Source organism: Rossellomorea sp. ABR4_004 (genome assembly GCF_056159585.1).
This window is the reverse complement of sequence record NZ_JBSWVM010000001.1, coordinates 2,166,235-2,183,549: the sequence shown is the minus strand read 5'-3', so window position 1 is coordinate 2,183,549 and position 17,315 is coordinate 2,166,235. Positions and strand designations below refer to the sequence as shown.

Sequence of the window (17,315 nt, the reverse complement as noted above, 5' to 3'; positions counted from 1 at the left end):
GTCTATCCTTTAAACAAAATCAACCAATTTTTAACACGATCTTAATAGTAGTCGGGTATCATTTCCTATATAATGAGAATTGTCAGATTAGTGAGAGGATAAGAACGATACATACGTTTGGATGTGAGACTGTGAAGACCATTTTTCGTTATATACTATTAGCCATCATCATATTTGCTGCAATCCTTCTATATCAATTGCAATTAGGAGCGATTCCTTTTCTTCTACTTTCTTTCTATCTTTTCTATGAGGCGTTCCGTGTGATTCGAAACGGTGAAAAAGAAGAGAAATGGGAAAGCGGCAGACCTTCCTGACACCAGTTGTGAAAAAAATGCAAGAAAAACCAGATAGGTATAGCATAAAGTCATTTCTATTGTTTATAATGATGAATATGGTTAGAATTGATAATGGAGAATTTTTGCCCTTTTTTACTCTACTTAGTAGAGTGTGAAATAGAGAAAGGAAGTGCGTTAATTGAGTCTTAAGCAGTTATCCAAAGAAGAATTACGTCAAACATCATTTATTGAGTTGGCTCATGAGATTTTGACAGAGAAAAAGAAAGCGATGCCTTTCGAAGACTTAGTCAAAGAAATTAAAGATTTGCTTGAAATCTCTGAAAAAGAGGTTCGCAGCCGCTTACTTCAATTCTACACGGACCTTAATGTCGAGGGACGTTTTATTGCCATGGGCGATAACAGTTGGGGATTAAGAGAATGGTATCCGGTGGATCAAATCGAGGAAGAAACGGTTCCAACGATGAAGTCCAGCAAAAAGAAAAAAGCGAAGAAGAAAGACGATGACGATTTAGATCTTGACGATTTCGATGATCTGGACGATGAAGATCTTGATTATGATGATCTTGATGACACGGACGATGACGATGATCTGACAGATGACGATGATGTAGATGCCGTTGACGACGATGCAGATGAAGATCTGGACATCGATGAAGACGATGAAGAGCTGGAAATCGATGAATTCGATGATGTTGATGAAGACGACGACGAAGAAGATCTTGATGAGGAAAAGGATGATAAATAGTCCTCACCTACAATAAGCATCAGACCAACCTATCAAAAAGAGCTGTTTGTCTTTTTGATAGGTTTTTTTGTCTCGAACCTTGTCCACCAAGTGATGCCATTGATTGAAAATTCCCTCATCATTCTATGCTTGACTTCTTTCTTTGAGGAAGGTAGTATTTTATTTGGGCTCCTTAAAAAAGGACGAATTATGTATACAATGCTCCCCTTACATGTTTTGTAAGTGGGGCTTTTTTTATTTTATAAGAAGAAAGCTTTGACGTAACAGGGTATTTTCTATTCCTTTATGTGTGGCGGATCGATTCTTTAAGACCCCTTACATTTTTATGTATATTGATCATAAGAGGCTGTCTTAAAGCTTGAGTATGCAGATGAATTTATATTAAGAGAATGGACTTGTCCTTCTTTGAACAAGATAAATTCATGACATACCTACAATGGACACCCTCTACTTTTTTTGAACCAAACTTACTTTGAAGGGGGACTTATACATGACTAAGTATATTTTCGTAACAGGCGGCGTAGTGTCGTCACTAGGGAAAGGGATCACAGCAGCGTCCCTTGGAAGACTATTGAAAAACCGTGGAGTGAGTGTCACGATCCAGAAGTTCGATCCATACATCAACGTGGATCCGGGAACGATGAGTCCCTATCAGCACGGTGAAGTATTCGTAACAGATGATGGTGCGGAAACGGATCTTGATTTAGGCCACTATGAGCGTTTCGTTGACATTAACCTGACGAAGTACAGCTCTGTGACAACGGGTAAAATCTATTCAACTGTATTGAAGAAAGAGCGTCGCGGTGATTATCTTGGTGGTACTGTACAAGTTATCCCACACATCACCAACGAAATCAAAGAACGCGTATACCGCGCTGGACGCGAAACCAATTCAGATGTCGTCATCACGGAAATCGGTGGAACTGTAGGGGATATCGAATCTCTTCCTTTCCTTGAAGCCATTCGCCAGATCAAGAGCGATGTTGGCCGTGACAATGTGATGTACATCCATTGTACTCTTGTACCTTACATCAAAGCAGCGGGTGAAATGAAAACAAAACCGACTCAGCATAGTGTAAAAGAGCTTCGCAGTCTTGGTATCCAGCCAAATGTCATCGTCGTACGTACAGAAATGCCAATGACTCAAGACATGAAAGATAAAATCGCGTTATTCTGTGATATCGATAAAAATGCTGTAATCGAAGCGATGGATGCAGACACCCTATACTCTGTACCACTTGCTCTTCAGGATCAAAAGCTTGATGAAATCACATGCCAGCACTTGAAACTGAACTGCCACGAAGCCGACATGACCGAGTGGAATGAACTCGTTGATCGCGTGAAAAACCTGTCTCGTAAAACAAGAATCGCCCTGGTTGGGAAATATGTTGAGCTTCAGGATGCGTATATCTCAGTAGTGGAAGCCCTTCGCCATGCCGGTTATCATTTCGATAGCGACATCGAGGTAAGATGGTTGAACTCTGAGCTGATCGACAACGCAAACGTAGCAGAAAAGCTGGCAGATGTAGATGGAATCCTTGTACCAGGCGGTTTCGGTGACCGTGGGGTAGAGGGGAAAATCGCTGCCACTCAATATGCCCGTGAAAATAAGGTGCCTTTCCTTGGAATCTGCCTTGGAATGCAGCTGGCATCTGTTGAATATGCACGTAATGTTCTTGGTTTGGAAGGAGCTCACTCAGCTGAGTTGAATCCTGAGACGCCATACCCTGTCATCGACCTTTTACCGGAACAAAAGGACATCGAAGATCTTGGTGGAACACTGCGCCTCGGACTATACCCATGTAAGCTGACAAAAGGTTCAAAAGCCTATACGGCCTATGATGGAGAAGTGGTTTACGAGCGTCACCGCCACCGCTTCGAATTCAACAATCACTACCGTGAGCAAATGGAAAAAGCCGGCTTCATCTTCTCAGGCACAAGCCCTGATGGCCGTCTAGTGGAAATCATCGAGCTAAGCGACCACCCATGGTTCGTCGCATCTCAATTCCACCCTGAATTCACATCACGCCCGACACGTCCGCAGCCTCTATTCAGAGACTTCGTGGAAGCGTCACTTGCATATGGTGAAAAATAAGAGTTGATTATGGAACTGCTCTCCCTGGTTTGGGAGGGTGGTTTTTTTGTATTATTGGGTGGGTGTGGGATTTGTCGAAGGTTGCTTTTGCAGGAAGAATGCATTTATCAGGGCTGATCGGTGTCTTGAAAGGATGTGGATGACGATTTTAAGGGGAATCGGAATTTATTGACCTTCACTATCGTTTTATCAACCGTTCTTTCATTCTATCAACCTTATTTTCAAGATATCGATCGTTCTTCAATGAACGAACAAATTTTGCGGAGCGCTTCTCTCAGAAAATATCCATCCAAAAAAAAACCGTCCCCAACCAGGAACGGGCCTATCTATTACTCCTCATACTCCTCCAACATCTCACGGATCACGAACCCAAGGGCAAAATAAAGATAAAGGGCCGCCATGCTGGAAGGAAAGCTCACTCGCTCACCGATTTCATCGCCTGGAAGCATGCCCTTGATCACTTTTGTATCCAGGTGAACACCGGCTAAATCCACCAGATTCTCTTCACCCTCCACCAATCCAGAAACTGCAACGAATGGCACACCTTCATCAGCCAGTTTCTTCCCTAACTTCACGGCATCCACATCAGTTGAAAAACGGCTGACGACTAATACTCGATCAGCTTCCGTCAACTCAGTGGAACCATCGAAACTTTTAGCGGAAGGAAGAGGTTCAGCACCAAATAAGGCCTCGGCTGTGACAGCTTCCATTTCCCCGTAGCCCTTAATATAGATATTTCCTTGTCCGATGGCGGCTTGGGCCAGCAGGCGGGCACCATCTTCAATTTCGAATTCCTGCTTATCATACATGCGTTTGAATAGTCCGGTTAACTGTGTCGTGAACATTTTTATCATGGAATAAACTCTCCTTACCTATTTAGCTTCGACATTTGTCATCATAACGCTTATTATAAAGGGGAAAAAGGTCTTAAGTAAAATCTTGATAAGAAGCAGGATTTTTTACAGTAAAAAGAGAATTAGTAATAAATATACAATTATTAGTCGGTTATTTAGCTCAGTAATACATAATTTACTTTAATACGAAGGGGATTGGGATGGATGAACGAGAAAATTCTTATTGTAGACGATCAATTTGGTATTAGGATTCTATTAAATGAAGTGTTACAAAAGGAAGGCTACCAAACATTTCAGGCAGCGAACGGAATCCAGGCGCTTGAAATTGTAGATCAGCATTCCCCTGATTTGGTTTTGCTGGACATGAAGATTCCGGGTATGGATGGGATCGAAATCTTGAAGAGAATGAAGCAGAAGGATGCAGATATCCGCGTCATTATTATGACTGCGTACGGGGAACTGGACATGATTCAGGAAGCAAAGGATCTGGGAGCGCTTACTCACTTTGCGAAACCGTTTGATATCGACGACATCAGGCAGGCTGTGAAACAATATATTCCAGCTTGATCGTATTATTTGAATAGTAAAAATAGTAGTATTTTTATCAATTCGCCTCTGCAGTTGGTAAAATCAATTCTGTTTTGGTATGATACAAGTGAAATTGTAAACAATGTCACATGGTGCTATGAATATCACCGCCATTTCTACTAGAATGGTTCACTGACTGAATAAAAGGAGGAAATTACTATGCCTTTAGTTTCAATGAAAGACATGCTAATTCAAGCAAAAGAAAATAGCTATGCAGTAGGTCAATTCAACCTGAATAACCTTGAGTTCACTCAAGCGATTCTACAAGCTGCTGAAGAAGAAAAATCACCTGTCATCCTTGGTGTTTCTGAAGGGGCAGCACGTTACATGAGCGGTTTCAAAACTGTTGTGAAAATGGTCGAAGGTCTTATGGAAGACTTGAACATCACAGTACCTGTTGCGATTCACTTAGACCATGGTTCAAGCTATGACAAATGTAAAGAAGCCATCGATGCAGGTTTCACTTCTGTCATGATCGACGCTTCTCATGGTCCTTTCGAGGAAAACATTGAAATCACTTCTAAAGTGGTTGAATATGCGCACTCTAAAGGTGTTTCTGTTGAAGCTGAGCTTGGAACTGTTGGTGGACAAGAAGATGACGTAGTAGCAGATGGCGTTATCTATGCAGATCCTAAAGAGTGTCAAGAATTAGTAGACCGTACTGGTATCGATACACTTGCTCCTGCACTTGGTTCTGTTCACGGTCCTTACAAAGGTGAACCGAATCTTGGATTTAAAGAAATGGAAGAAATCGGTGCAGCGACTGGAGTACCACTAGTACTTCACGGTGGTACTGGAATTCCGACAAAAGACATCCAAAAAGCGATTTCTTACGGAACAGCAAAAATCAACGTAAATACTGAAAACCAAATTGCTTCTGCCAAAGCAGTACGTGAAGTACTTGCAGCTGACTCTGAAGTATATGATCCACGTAAATACATGGGTCCTGCCCGTGAAGCGATCAAAGCGACAGTTGCTGGCAAAATGCGCGAATTTGGTTCTTCTAACCAAGCTGAATAATAGGTAATGTTTGGAAAGTTCTTGCTGATAGATTACAGGCTTTCCGAATGTGGTAGAAATAGAATGAAGCTGTAGGATGGGACTGGCACCAGGAAAGGGTTGATACCTTTTTGGGTCAGTCCCTTCCGTTCATTAAAAGATGATTGAAAATTTTGTCGAAAATGGGGTATAGTTAATGAAATTTTTCATAGACACAGCAAACATGAGTGAAATTCAAGAAGCATTTGAATGGGGTATCATTTCAGGAGTGACAACGAATCCGTCGCTTGTAGCAAAAGAAAAAAATGTGACATTCGAAGATCGATTAAAGGAAATCACGGACTTAGTCCCTGGTTCCGTAAGCGCTGAAGTCATCGCGTTAGATGCTGAAGGCATGATCAAAGAAGGCAGGGAGCTTGCGAAGATCGCGCCAAATATTACTGTGAAGCTTCCAATGACACCAGATGGTCTGACGGCTGCATCTACTTTTGCTAAAGAAGGGATCAAGACAAATGTCACGCTGATTTTCAGTGCGAACCAGGCGCTTTTAGCGGCTCGTGCCGGAGCGACATACGTGTCACCTTTTTTAGGGAGGTTAGATGATATCGGTCATGATGGACTGGAGCTGGTCTCCCAGATTGCTGAAATCTTTGCGATTCACGGTCTGGAAACAGAAATCATTGCGGCATCGACCCGCCATCCACAGCATATTACGGAAGCTGCTTTAAGAGGGGCTCATATTGCGACAGTGCCTTTGAAAGTGTTGAAGCAATTGTTCCAGCATCCCCTTACGGATAAAGGAATCGATGCATTCCTGAATGATTGGAACAACCGCTAGACGTAAGGCAATTGGTCTAAGCCAAAAAAAAATTCGTTTATCCTATACATGTTTTGACGAATTATGTATACACTAGTAGACAATACTTCTTAGAGCGTCTTCTTTTGGAAAAATAATCCTTTTTGTTTTTGGTGTGTGGAGTCTGACAGCCATTGGGGCTTCCTCATCAAGGAACAGTGGAAGGGAGTTTAATATGGAAAAGCTAAAAATTGCAGGAGGCTATCCCCTTGAAGGAACCATTAAAGTCAGTGGGGCCAAAAATAGCGCGGTAGCCTTGATCCCGGCAACCATTCTTGCGGATTCACCAGTCACAATCGAAGGGTTACCTGACATCTCTGATGTGCGGACACTGAAAGATCTATTAGAGGAGATCGGTGGTTCCGTCAATTTGGAAGATGGGGATATGAGTGTAGATCCAAGTCAAATGGTGTCCATGCCTTTACCAAGCGGGAAGGTAAAAAAGCTTCGTGCCTCTTATTATTTAATGGGAGCGATGCTTGGACGATTCAAAAAAGCGGTCATCGGATTACCGGGTGGATGCCATCTTGGTCCACGTCCGATTGACCAGCATATTAAAGGCTTCGAGGCTCTCGGAGCAGAAGTGACGAATGAACAAGGTGCGATTTATCTTCGTGCCGATGAATTAAGGGGTGCCCGTATTTACCTGGACGTCGTCAGTGTAGGAGCAACGATCAACATCATGCTTGCCGCTGTACGTGCAAAAGGCAGAACGATCATTGAAAATGCGGCAAAAGAACCTGAGATCATTGACGTAGCTACATTACTAAGTAATATGGGTGCGAAGATCAAAGGGGCAGGGACCGATGTGATCCGTATTGATGGTGTAGACGAGCTTCACGGCTGCCGTCACACGATCATTCCTGACCGCATTGAAGCAGGAACGTTCATGATTCTTGCAGCAGCAGTCGGTAAAGGCGTACTCGTTGACAACGTTATCCCATTACATATGGAATCGGTCATCGCCAAGCTGCGTGAAATGGGCGTACCCGTTGAAACAAACGACGACCAGATCTACATCGGAAGAGCGGACAAGCTCAAATCCGTTGATGTGAAAACATTGGTGTATCCAGGATTCCCGACAGATCTGCAGCAGCCGTTCACCACGTTATTGAACAGGGCGGAAGGTTCTGCTGTCGTAACGGATACCATCTATTCAGCCCGCTTCAAGCATATCGATGAACTGAGAAGAATGAATGCGACGATCAAGGTGGAAGGTCGCTCGGCCATCGTCAATGGACCTGTACAATTACAAGGTGCCAAAGTGAAAGCAAGTGACCTCCGCGCAGGAGCGGCTCTTGTCATCGCCGGCTTAATGGCAGAAGGAATCACAGAAGTAACCGGACTCGAGCATATCGATCGCGGATACAGCGACCTCGTTGCCAAACTCGAAGGCCTCGGAGCCACAATCTGGCGTGAAAAAATGTCTGCGGAAGAATTGGAGCAGATGAAGTCGTAGATTCAGTAAAACTTTATAGCTTTCGAGAAGTTGTTACTCTTATGTTTTGAGATAAAGCATTAAATATCTAAGTTGATTGGAGCGGAAGGTGCTCGACTCCTGCGGGAATAGCGGGAAGGCACGAAAAGCGTAGGCGGCTCGCACAGCCCCGACAAGCATAAGCTAAATGGGCCGGGAAGGCGTCCTTTGCCTTCTTGGACCATTTAGCTTATGACCTCGAGGGGCTAGCCGCCGGAGCTAGACAGTTGAGACCCCACAGGGCAAAGCCCGAGGAGGCTCAACTCACGCCCCGCGGAAAGCGAGCACCTGGAGCGGAAATCAACCACTACTCGCTATTGGTGAAGAGCCACTTACTTTTCTGGAAATATTTACTGTATTACCAGAAATTTTCGGCTGAAATGAACCATTGTGTCCTACTTTTTTCGAAAAAAAGTCTCTCCACCCTCTTTAATGTGTTACAATAAATCTGTTAATATGTTATACAATTAAAGAATATTGTAAAACAAAAGGGAATACGGGAGGCTATATACATGGAAAGAAGTTTATCAATGGAGCTTGTTCGAGTAACAGAAGGGGCTGCCCTTGCATCAGCCCGCTGGATGGGTCGCGGTAAGAAGGATGAAGCAGATGATGCTGCAACCTCTGCCATGCGCGATGTATTCGATACGGTACCGATGAAGGGAACAGTTGTTATCGGTGAAGGTGAAATGGATGAAGCTCCAATGCTATATATCGGTGAGAAACTAGGGACAGGCTATGGTCCACGTGTAGATGTGGCCGTCGATCCGTTGGAAGGAACGAATATCGTTGCTTCCGGAGGCTGGAATGCACTGGCAGTACTCGCGGTGGCAGACCACGGAAACCTACTGAACGCACCGGATATGTATATGGATAAAATCGCAGTTGGACCGGAAGCGGTTGGGGAAATTGATATCAACGCTTCTGTTATCGATAATCTGAAAGCCGTTGCAAAAGCAAAGAACAAGGACATCGAAGACGTAGTTGCTACCGTCTTAAATCGTCCTCGTCATGAGCATATCATCCAGCAGCTGAGAGAAGCGGGAGCCCGTATCAAACTGATCAATGATGGTGACGTAGCAGGAGCTATGAACACAGCATTCGATCATACGGGTGTCGATATATTATTCGGATCCGGTGGGGCTCCAGAAGGAGTACTTGCTGCCGTTGCGCTGAAATGCTTAGGTGGAGAAATTCAAGGTAAGCTTTTACCACAGAACGATGCCGAACTGCAGCGCTGTATCAGCATGGGGCTGGATGTGGACAAGATCCTTCGAATGGAAGACCTCGTATGCGGTGACGATGCGATCTTTGCGGCAACAGGTGTGACGGACGGCGAACTGTTAAGAGGGGTTCAGCTTAAAGGGACATACGGATTGACTCATTCAGTCGTAATGCGTGCGAAGTCTGGAACTGTCCGCTTCATAGACGGCCGCCACAGTCTTCAGAAAAAGCCAAACCTGGTCATGAGATAATAGATAGATAAAAGAAACATTGAGAGAGAAACCAACTCTTCTTAATAAGAGATGAGGGATGGGCAGAGTGTCTTACCATTTCTGCCCATGATCACTCTTATCACTCACTTTTTTTCTTCATAGGTGAAAAAATGCTGCCTATCTACATATTTACCTTCCTTTTTTTACCCAGTCATTGATTCTTGATTAAAAGTATGGTTACAATAGATAAGGTTTTTATCTTCAGCATTTTTTCTATTAGTTTATGCTTCAACATATTTCTTCATTTTTAGAAAAATCTACCCATATTTGGCTCTTTTCTAAAAGATAGATCTTTATTTGTGAAAGAGATCAAAGATAAGTTGATTGTAGCGGAAGGTGCTCGACTCCTGCGGGAATAGCGGGAAAGTTGAGACCCCGCAGGGCAAGGCCCGAGGAGGCTCAACTCACGCCCCGCGGAAAGCGAGCATCCTGTAGCGGAAATCAACCTCTACTCACTTGTGAAAAATAACAACAAAGTTTTATTTTAAGGTAGGACAAATTAATAAAGCGTGGTGTCATGATGGAAGAGTTAACAATTTCTAGCTTAGAAAATATGAAGCTTAAAGAGCTTTATGAGCTAGCCAAACAATACAAAGTTTCTTATTATAGTAAATTAACAAAAAAAGAATTGATTTTCGCCATCCTTAAAGTTCGAGCAGAACAAGAAGGCTTCTTCTTTATGGAAGGGGTTCTTGAAATCATCCAATCAGAGGGATTCGGTTTCTTACGACCGATCAACTTTTCTCCAAGCTCTGAGGATATATATATTTCTGCGTCACAAATCCGCCGTTTCGATCTTCGTAACGGGGATAAGGTATCGGGTAAGGTGCGCCCTCCAAAGGAAAACGAGCGTTATTTCGGACTGCTTCATGTTGAAATGGTCAATGGAGAAGAGCCTGAATCTGCGAAAGAACGTGTCCATTTCCCAGGTCTCACGCCATTATATCCTGACCGTCAAATGAAACTTGAAACAACACCAAACAAAATCTCCACGCGTATCATGGATCTTATAGCGCCTGTCGGTTTTGGACAACGTGGTCTAGTCGTTGCGCCACCTAAAGCAGGTAAGACGATGCTGATCAAAGAAATCGCGAACTCGATCACGACGAATCATCCTGAAGCGGAATTAATCATTCTTCTGATCGATGAGCGTCCAGAGGAAGTAACCGATATCGAACGTTCAGTTGAAGCAGAAGTCGTAAGTTCAACATTCGATGAAGTACCGGAAAACCACATTAAAGTGGCTGAACTCGTTCTTGAGCGCGCCATGCGTTTAGTGGAGCACAAGCGTGACGTCATTATCCTGATGGATAGTATCACTCGTTTGGCACGTGCTTATAACCTTGTCATCCCGCCAAGTGGACGAACACTTTCCGGAGGTATCGATCCTGCTGCGTTCCACCGCCCGAAACGATTCTTTGGTGCGGCACGTAACATTGAAGAAGGTGGAAGCTTAACGGTTCTCGCAACGGCGTTAGTGGACACAGGATCCCGTATGGACGATGTGATTTATGAAGAGTTCAAAGGAACAGGGAACTTAGAACTTCATCTTGATCGTTCTCTTGCTGAAAGACGTATCTTCCCGGCCATCGACATCCGTCGTTCCGGAACTCGTCGCGAAGAACTTCTCATTAAACCGGATCATCTTGAAAAGCTGTGGGCGATTCGTAAAGCGATGTCCGATCAGCCTGATTTCGCTGAAAAGCTTATGCGCAAGCTGAAGCAATCGAAGACGAATGAAGAGTTTTTTAATGTGTTGACAGAAGAGTCGAAGAAGCGTTAATCTAGTAATCGAATGATTTTTTGAGGAGAATGCTGTCTGTAACTTCCAATTTTTCAGGTTGCAAATATCACTTGTCCTTGTTATAATAGTGTCAATGTGTTTTAAAAAATGGATGTGGTAAGGGGCTGGCTATAACTCTCATGCTTATGCTCATATCACATATATCTTCGTAATAAATTACTCTGTCTCAGATGATTCAGGGCGGAAGGAGATGAAAGAAAATGAAATCAGGAATTCATCCTAAGTACAACACGATCAAAGTTAGCTGTGCTTGCGGTAACGAATTTGAAACTGGTTCTGTAGCGGAAGAAATGCGCGTTGAGGTATGTTCTGAATGCCATCCATTCTACACAGGACGTCAGAAATTCGCTGACGCTGGTGGACGTGTTGACCGTTTCAACAAAAAATACGGTCTTAAAAATCAACAACAATAATGAAGAGCTGGGAGGTCATATCGAATTTCTTTGTGCGTAAGGCATAAAAAGACGAGATTGACCCTTCTCTTCTATTAGAAAAACAGGCAAGGATCTTCATGCTTGCCTGTTTTTTATTCTCTTTAAAGCAAATGGTTGAAGAAATAGAGGCAGTTCCAATTGAGCTGTGCCTCTTTTTTTCTGCCAAATTACTGAATTGTGAGCATTTTTTCCGTACATAAAGGAATGCTTTATACTAAAGAGTAGTCCGTTTTTACTAACAGTCAGACTGTTTTATTATAGAATATTGCATAAGGAAGGAGAGGCGCTTTCGTGTATGTCATGAAACAAACGGGTTGGGTAGAAGTCATTTGCGGCAGCATGTTCTCAGGGAAATCCGAGGAACTGATCCGCCGGGTAAGACGCACTCAATTTGCTAAACAAAAAATTGCTGTGTATAAGCCAAAACTAGATAATCGCTATAGCGATGAGTCGGTTGTATCTCATAATGGTACCTCTGTCATTGCCAAAGCAGTCGAGGGATCAAATGTGATCCTCGATGACCTGAATCCAGAGGTGGATGTCGTTGCTATTGATGAGGTTCAATTTTTTGACGAAGGCATTGTAGAGGTCGTCCAAAAATTAGCAAACAGTGGATATCGTGTCATCATAGCAGGACTTGATCAGGATTTCCGCGGAGAACCATTCGGTCCAATGCCGGACTTAATGTCCGTTGCCGAACAAGTGACAAAACTTCAAGCCGTTTGTGCAGTATGCGGCTCTCCCGCAAGTCGAACACAACGATTAATCAACGGCGAACCAGCTTGCTACGATGATCCCGTCATCCTAGTAGGTGCGTCTGAAGCATATGAGCCAAGATGCCGTCATCACCATGAAGTTCCGACTGGAATGAGTGTTACACCTGATATGGTGAAGGAAGTATAAATGAAAAGTCCCATGTTTGGGGCTTTTTTTTATTTCTGGTTATTTTCCGAGCCATATTACCGCCTTGAGTTTTGTATGAATAAGCACTTTCCTGTGGGAAATCCTATAAGCAGGAGGTGTGAAAGTATGAAAAAGTTAGTATTAGTTTTATCCTTTACCGTATTCTTCATTTTAATCACCGCGTGTGGAGTAAATCAGGAATCGGAATTCGGTATGCACGAGGATCAAAATGGAACACGGTTCATTGATAATCGAAAAGATGATATGAATGATCGTCAAGATAGAAGCGTCCGAAATACGACAAATGAAAACCCGAACTTCCCTAACCTGACGAACTCACCAGGCACAACATCGACAACGACGGGTGTGTATGAAGATAAAGCGCGTGAGGTTGTGAAGGAGTATTCCAACTTCGAACCAGATGAAGTGTGGATCAATGGGGAACAAATGTGGGTCACTGCCCATACCCAAAATGAAATGAGTATGGCTGAGACGAATAAAGAAGAAGCGATGTTAAAAGAGAGACTGGAAAAAGCCATTCCAAAGTACGATATAAATGTGAAAATCACCGAAAGATAAAAAAGTGCAAGCAGGTCAGGATGCTGATCTGCTTGCCTTCTACATAAGATCCACCCGTTTAAGCCTTCTGCCCATTCCTGATCTTCCTTGTGTTTACATACACCATATAATATAATTAGACTGTTATGGACTAAAATTGAGGTGAATAGCTGTGTTCGATCGTTTACAAGCAGTGGAAGATCGCTATGATAAGTTAAATGAACTATTGAGTGATCCAGAAATTGTGAATGACCCAAAGAAGCTAAGAGATTATTCGAAAGAGCAATCAGACATCCAAGCAACGGTAGAAGCATATCGAGAATATAAAGAACTTACTGGGCAGTATAAAGACGCTAAGGCGATGCTGGATGATAAGCTTGATGCTGATATGCGTGAAATGGTGAAAGAAGAAGTTTCCGAGCTTGAAGAACAAATTGAAGCATTGGAAGCCCGTCTGAAAATATTATTGATCCCGAAAGACCCGAACGATGATAAGAACGTAATCATGGAGGTTCGTGGTGCTGCAGGTGGAGATGAAGCAGCCTTGTTTGCCGGTGACTTATACCGTATGTACAGCCGCTATGCAGAATCACAAGGGTGGAAGACCGAAGTGATGGAAGCGAACTCGACTGGCGTTGGTGGATATAAAGAAATCATCTTTATGATCAACGGAAATGGTGCATTCTCCAAAATGAAATACGAAAACGGGGCACACCGTGTGCAACGTGTACCTGAAACAGAATCCGGCGGACGTATACATACATCGACCGCAACGGTTGCCTGCCTGCCGGAAGCGGAAGAAGTCGAAGTGGATATTCACGACAAAGATATCCGTGTCGATACCTTCGCATCCAGTGGCCCGGGAGGACAGAGTGTTAATACAACCATGTCTGCTGTCCGTTTGACTCACATGCCTACAGGTGTAGTCGTGTCATGTCAGGATGAAAAGTCACAAATCAAGAACAAAGAGAAAGCAATGAAAGTATTGCGTGCCCGCGTTTACGATAAATTCCAACGCGAAGTTCAAGCTGAATACGATGCAAACCGTAAATCAGCCGTTGGTACAGGTGACCGTTCCGAACGTATCCGTACGTACAATTTCCCACAAAACCGCGTAACGGATCATCGTATCGGATTGACGATTCAAAAACTTGATCAAATTCTTGAAGGAAAGATGGATGAAGTCATCGATGCGTTAATCATCGAGGATCAATCCAAACTTCTTGAGAGACTGGAAGAATAATGACGTCTGTTACCATATTTGAAGCCCTAAAATGGGCTTCTTCTTTTTTAGTCGAAAATGGCCGTGATGAAAATGTGGGAGAAATCTATTTGCGGCATATAATAGGGATGTCCCGTTCAGAGCTGTTGGCTGAACAGCGGAGGTCCGTCCCGGGGGAAAAGTGGGAAGAGTTCCAGGATGGTATTCGACGGCATGTTGGTGGAGTACCAATTCAGCATATTATTGGGGTTGAGGAGTTTTATGGTCGGGAGTTCGTGGTGAATGAGCATGTGCTGATTCCGAGACCTGAAACGGAAGAACTGATTTATTATAGCTTGCAGAAAATGAAAGATCTGTTTAGTGATTCGGACACTTCTTTGCAGGCTGCTGATGTTGGAACGGGTAGTGGGGCGATTGCAATTACGTTGAAGCTTGAGGCGGATCGTTTCCCTCTTGATATGATGGCTGTGGATATTTCTCGTGAAGCGTTGGCGGTTGCCTGTGAAAACAGTGAGAGACTCGGAGCTGAGGTTCGCTTTTATGAAGGGGACTTACTGCAGCCTTTAATGGAAGAATGCGCCAAGCTCGATATCCTTCTATCGAATCCACCATATATTCCCCTGACAGATCGTGAAACGCTATCCGATGTAGTCATTGAGCATGAGCCTGAACTCGCTTTGTTTGGTGGGGAAGATGGTTATGATCTATACAAGAGATTTATGGATGAACTGCCCTTGGTGATGAAAGAAAAATGTCTCATCGGCTTCGAAGTCGGAGTCGGACAGGGCAAGACGGTAGCTGACTTGCTTCGGAATACATTCCCTGATGCAGAAGTGGAAGTCGTACATGATATCAATGGGAAAGATCGAATGGTGTTTTGTGTAAGAAAATAAGGATGTTGACCCTCGATTCGTGTGATCGGGGGTGTTTTTTTATGAGAATTGATCTGTTTTGAGTGGAATGTGAGATTTTTGCAGGAAGGATTTAAAAAAGTTGTTTCGCTATTAATATTTATAAAAGAGATATTCTCAGAAAGTTGATTCTCGCTGCAGGTGCTCGACTCCTGCGGGAATAGCGGGAAAGTTGAGACCCCACAGGGTGAAGCCCGAGGAGGCTCAACTCACGCCCCGCGGAAAGCGAGCACCTGGAGCGGAAATCAACTAGCACTCGCTTTTTCAAAAGCAACAAAGTTAACGAATATAGCCTTTATTTACAGCTCCTAGTGTTTTTTTGAAAAAACAGATTCAGCAGATTTTTAAAACGAAAAAATGTTATTTTACTAGTTTAAGATTTCCCCCTTTTGACCAGACTGTTTTACTGAGGGGGAGAGGAAATGAAAACAAAACATACGGTGTTATTGTATATCTTGATTCTATCATTAGGAACGATTCTAAGTTTATATATACCGAAGCAGGAAATGGCGGCTCAGGAGACGATGGTGATTCCGGAAGAAGCGATTCGACTGCGGATCCTGGCAAATAGTGATTTGGAGCAGGACCAAAATGTGAAAAGACTCGTTCGTGATGAAGTAAATAAAGAGATTACGAATTGGGTGGCGACTCTTACATCACAGGATGAAGCGAAATCAGTGATTCAAGCAGGCTTGCCGCAGCTTCAGAAGATTGCAGAAGAAGTGGTCGCTGAACAGGGATTGGATCAATCGGTGAAAATTGATTTCGGAAAAGTTGAGTTTCCTACTAAATTATATGGTCAGTATTTGTACCCGGCAGGAGAGTATGAAGCGGTGTTGATCACACTCGGTGCAGGAGAAGGGGCGAACTGGTGGTGCGTTCTTTATCCTCCTCTATGCTTCCTTGATTTCTCGACTGGAAATGCAGTAAGAAGTCCTGGGTTTGAAACGAAAGTGGAAGCGAGCGGGAATGAGGTTACTGAAGTGGATCCGGAAGATGAAGTGGTTGCAGAGATGGATTCGAATACTGAAGAAGTAGAAACGCAATCTCCTGAAATCGTCATGGAAGATGTTATTGCTTATAAAGAGGTTGAGATGGAAACAGTAAAAGCGGCAGCAGCGGAAGAGACAGTAGTGGTTGAAGAGACTAAGAAAGAGGAACTTCCCGTAAAAGAAGAGATTGAAACGGAGGCGGCACAAGAAGAGCCAGTCTTCGTCGAAGAAGGAGAAGAGGAAGAAGTAGAGGTTCGGTTTTTCGTAGTCGATTTTTTCAAAGGATTATTCAATAAGTAAAATGTAAAGCTTCATCCACCTGAGATGGAGCTTTTTTTATATTCGAGGGAAATCTATCGTTCTAGTATTTTTTCGCATCAATTTGTTCTATTCTCTTTTTCCCCTCATACATTAACATTAGGGGATGATAGAAAAGGGAGGATGAAATGTGATGTTAAAAGTGATTCGCCAAGCAACACAGGAAGATATCCATGAAGTTGTAGCCTTCTTAATGAAAGCAGGATTAAGCACAGAAGGCATTAAAAATAGTATTGATTGCTTTTTAGTAGTAGAAGACTCGGACAACCAGTTAATCGGGACTCTCGGTATTGAGGTTCAAGAGAAGATCGGGCTTCTTCGCTCCCTCGTTGTGACTTCATCATTTGAAAGTGAAGAATTGTTTGCTCTTTTCCAAGAAATATTAAAATTGGCGCAAGAAAAAGAACTTACGCGTCTTTACTTGATCTCCAATCGAAAAGCCTCGCTGAACTTCTTTGACCTGCTGGGTTTTCAACAGGAAAAGGAGCCTTTTGTGGATGAGTTGCAGAAGTTTGTTCACGCGCAAAAGTTATCCACAGTGGATAACTGTATTACGATGAGGCTGGACCTTTAGGTTGATAGGAGGGATTTCGACAAATTCCAACTAGAATAAATTATTTTGCCATAGCACTCTGCTAGTAGACTGAATCATTTTTATTGAGAAATGATTCAGTTTTTTTATGTTGGAAATTCGACAAAATGTGTGAAGTCCCGATCACTAACGTAAATATCTCTTTTTTCAGAATTATTCACACCATCCACAGGTT

The 17,315-nt window shown here is 43.2% G+C and carries 17 protein-coding genes; 16 read left to right on the top strand and 1 reads right to left on the bottom strand.

Annotated elements, in window-relative coordinates:
• Positions 1 to 131: 131 nt before the first annotated feature.
• The 3 genes from ACXAF2_RS11035 (at position 132) to ACXAF2_RS11025 (ending at position 3,136) form a co-directional block, all read left to right on the top strand.
• A complete protein-coding gene (locus tag ACXAF2_RS11035; protein WP_475138696.1) occupies positions 132 to 314 on the top strand; it encodes a hypothetical protein in 183 nt (60 codons plus the stop codon).
• A 160-nt stretch (positions 315 to 474) separates the two neighbouring features.
• The gene (gene rpoE, locus ACXAF2_RS11030; RefSeq protein WP_475138694.1) at positions 475 to 1,041 is read left to right on the top strand and encodes a DNA-directed RNA polymerase subunit delta; all 567 of its coding nucleotides are present in this window, start codon (positions 475 to 477) and stop codon (positions 1,039 to 1,041) included.
• 490 nt (positions 1,042 to 1,531) lie between these two features.
• Positions 1,532 to 3,136 carry a CTP synthase gene (locus ACXAF2_RS11025; protein ID WP_475138693.1) on the top strand — a complete coding sequence of 535 codons (1,605 nt, stop codon included), beginning with the start codon at positions 1,532 to 1,534 and terminating at the stop codon, positions 3,134 to 3,136.
• A gap of 329 nt (positions 3,137 to 3,465) precedes the next feature.
• On the opposite strand, the gene ACXAF2_RS11020 is transcribed toward ACXAF2_RS11025, so the two are convergent.
• The gene (locus ACXAF2_RS11020) at positions 3,466 to 3,990 is read right to left on the bottom strand and encodes a DUF2529 domain-containing protein (protein WP_475138692.1); all 525 of its coding nucleotides are present in this window, start codon (positions 3,988 to 3,990) and stop codon (positions 3,466 to 3,468) included.
• A 204-nt stretch (positions 3,991 to 4,194) separates the two neighbouring features.
• Between ACXAF2_RS11020 and ACXAF2_RS11015 the strand changes: the two genes are divergently transcribed.
• The 13 genes from ACXAF2_RS11015 to ACXAF2_RS10955 all read left to right on the top strand — a co-directional run bounded on the left by ACXAF2_RS11015 (position 4,195) and on the right by ACXAF2_RS10955 (position 17,122).
• Complete coding sequence (locus tag ACXAF2_RS11015) at positions 4,195 to 4,557, top strand: response regulator (protein ID WP_148971206.1); 363 nt, start codon at positions 4,195 to 4,197, stop codon at positions 4,555 to 4,557.
• 180 nt (positions 4,558 to 4,737) lie between these two features.
• Complete coding sequence (locus ACXAF2_RS11010; protein WP_475138690.1) at positions 4,738 to 5,598, top strand: class II fructose-bisphosphate aldolase; 861 nt, start codon at positions 4,738 to 4,740, stop codon at positions 5,596 to 5,598.
• A gap of 175 nt (positions 5,599 to 5,773) precedes the next feature.
• Positions 5,774 to 6,415 (top strand): fructose-6-phosphate aldolase, encoded by a 642-nt coding sequence (gene fsa, locus ACXAF2_RS11005; RefSeq protein WP_475138689.1) that lies wholly within the window; start codon positions 5,774 to 5,776, stop codon positions 6,413 to 6,415.
• Positions 6,416 to 6,608: 193 nt separating this feature from the next.
• The gene (locus tag ACXAF2_RS11000) at positions 6,609 to 7,892 is read left to right on the top strand and encodes a UDP-N-acetylglucosamine 1-carboxyvinyltransferase (RefSeq protein WP_427599863.1); all 1,284 of its coding nucleotides are present in this window, start codon (positions 6,609 to 6,611) and stop codon (positions 7,890 to 7,892) included.
• A gap of 530 nt (positions 7,893 to 8,422) precedes the next feature.
• Positions 8,423 to 9,385: a class II fructose-bisphosphatase gene (glpX, locus tag ACXAF2_RS10995; protein WP_034765120.1), complete on the top strand. Its 963-nt coding sequence runs from the start codon at positions 8,423 to 8,425 to the stop codon at positions 9,383 to 9,385.
• A 541-nt stretch (positions 9,386 to 9,926) separates the two neighbouring features.
• Positions 9,927 to 11,189 (top strand): transcription termination factor Rho, encoded by a 1,263-nt coding sequence (gene rho, locus ACXAF2_RS10990; RefSeq protein WP_475138686.1) that lies wholly within the window; start codon positions 9,927 to 9,929, stop codon positions 11,187 to 11,189.
• 221 nt (positions 11,190 to 11,410) lie between these two features.
• Positions 11,411 to 11,623 (top strand): 50S ribosomal protein L31, encoded by a 213-nt coding sequence (gene rpmE, locus ACXAF2_RS10985; RefSeq protein ID WP_034765123.1) that lies wholly within the window; start codon positions 11,411 to 11,413, stop codon positions 11,621 to 11,623.
• Positions 11,624 to 11,935: 312 nt separating this feature from the next.
• A complete protein-coding gene (locus ACXAF2_RS10980; RefSeq protein WP_475138684.1) occupies positions 11,936 to 12,547 on the top strand; it encodes a thymidine kinase in 612 nt (203 codons plus the stop codon).
• Between the two features lie 126 nt (positions 12,548 to 12,673).
• Positions 12,674 to 13,126 carry a hypothetical protein gene (locus ACXAF2_RS10975; protein WP_475138682.1) on the top strand — a complete coding sequence of 151 codons (453 nt, stop codon included), beginning with the start codon at positions 12,674 to 12,676 and terminating at the stop codon, positions 13,124 to 13,126.
• 151 nt (positions 13,127 to 13,277) lie between these two features.
• Positions 13,278 to 14,348, top strand: a complete 1,071-nt coding sequence (gene prfA, locus ACXAF2_RS10970) for a peptide chain release factor 1 (RefSeq protein ID WP_148996332.1) — start codon at positions 13,278 to 13,280, stop codon at positions 14,346 to 14,348.
• The gene (gene prmC / locus ACXAF2_RS10965) at positions 14,348 to 15,220 is read left to right on the top strand and encodes a peptide chain release factor N(5)-glutamine methyltransferase (RefSeq protein WP_475138681.1); all 873 of its coding nucleotides are present in this window, start codon (positions 14,348 to 14,350) and stop codon (positions 15,218 to 15,220) included. Before prfA ends, prmC begins: the two co-directional genes overlap by 1 nt.
• A 440-nt stretch (positions 15,221 to 15,660) precedes the next feature.
• Positions 15,661 to 16,530, top strand: a complete 870-nt coding sequence (gene spoIIR / locus ACXAF2_RS10960) for a stage II sporulation protein R (RefSeq protein ID WP_475138680.1) — start codon at positions 15,661 to 15,663, stop codon at positions 16,528 to 16,530.
• A 151-nt stretch (positions 16,531 to 16,681) separates the two neighbouring features.
• Positions 16,682 to 17,122 (top strand): GNAT family N-acetyltransferase, encoded by a 441-nt coding sequence (locus ACXAF2_RS10955; RefSeq protein WP_187443715.1) that lies wholly within the window; start codon positions 16,682 to 16,684, stop codon positions 17,120 to 17,122.
• Positions 17,123 to 17,315: the final 193 nt, after the last annotated feature.

Excerpts from the sequence above, each read along its gene's own strand:
- rpmE (WP_034765123.1), top strand. The coding sequence starts at position 11,411 with ATGAAATCAGGAATTCATCCTAAGTACAACACGATCAAAGTTAGCTGT.
- ACXAF2_RS10955 (WP_187443715.1), top strand. The coding sequence starts at position 16,682 with ATGTTAAAAGTGATTCGCCAAGCAACACAGGAAGATATCCATGAAGTT.
- ACXAF2_RS11025 (WP_475138693.1), top strand. The coding sequence starts at position 1,532 with ATGACTAAGTATATTTTCGTAACAGGCGGCGTAGTGTCGTCACTAGGG.
- ACXAF2_RS11015 (WP_148971206.1), top strand. The coding sequence starts at position 4,195 with ATGAACGAGAAAATTCTTATTGTAGACGATCAATTTGGTATTAGGATT.
- ACXAF2_RS11020 (WP_475138692.1), bottom strand. The coding sequence starts at position 3,990 with ATGATAAAAATGTTCACGACACAGTTAACCGGACTATTCAAACGCATG.
- fsa (WP_475138689.1), top strand. The coding sequence starts at position 5,774 with ATGAAATTTTTCATAGACACAGCAAACATGAGTGAAATTCAAGAAGCA.
- rho (WP_475138686.1), top strand. The coding sequence starts at position 9,927 with ATGGAAGAGTTAACAATTTCTAGCTTAGAAAATATGAAGCTTAAAGAG.
- ACXAF2_RS10975 (WP_475138682.1), top strand. The coding sequence starts at position 12,674 with ATGAAAAAGTTAGTATTAGTTTTATCCTTTACCGTATTCTTCATTTTA.
- glpX (WP_034765120.1), top strand. The coding sequence starts at position 8,423 with ATGGAAAGAAGTTTATCAATGGAGCTTGTTCGAGTAACAGAAGGGGCT.
- prmC (WP_475138681.1), top strand. The coding sequence starts at position 14,348 with ATGACGTCTGTTACCATATTTGAAGCCCTAAAATGGGCTTCTTCTTTT.
- ACXAF2_RS11000 (WP_427599863.1), top strand. The coding sequence starts at position 6,609 with ATGGAAAAGCTAAAAATTGCAGGAGGCTATCCCCTTGAAGGAACCATT.
- ACXAF2_RS11010 (WP_475138690.1), top strand. The coding sequence starts at position 4,738 with ATGCCTTTAGTTTCAATGAAAGACATGCTAATTCAAGCAAAAGAAAAT.
- spoIIR (WP_475138680.1), top strand. The coding sequence starts at position 15,661 with ATGAAAACAAAACATACGGTGTTATTGTATATCTTGATTCTATCATTA.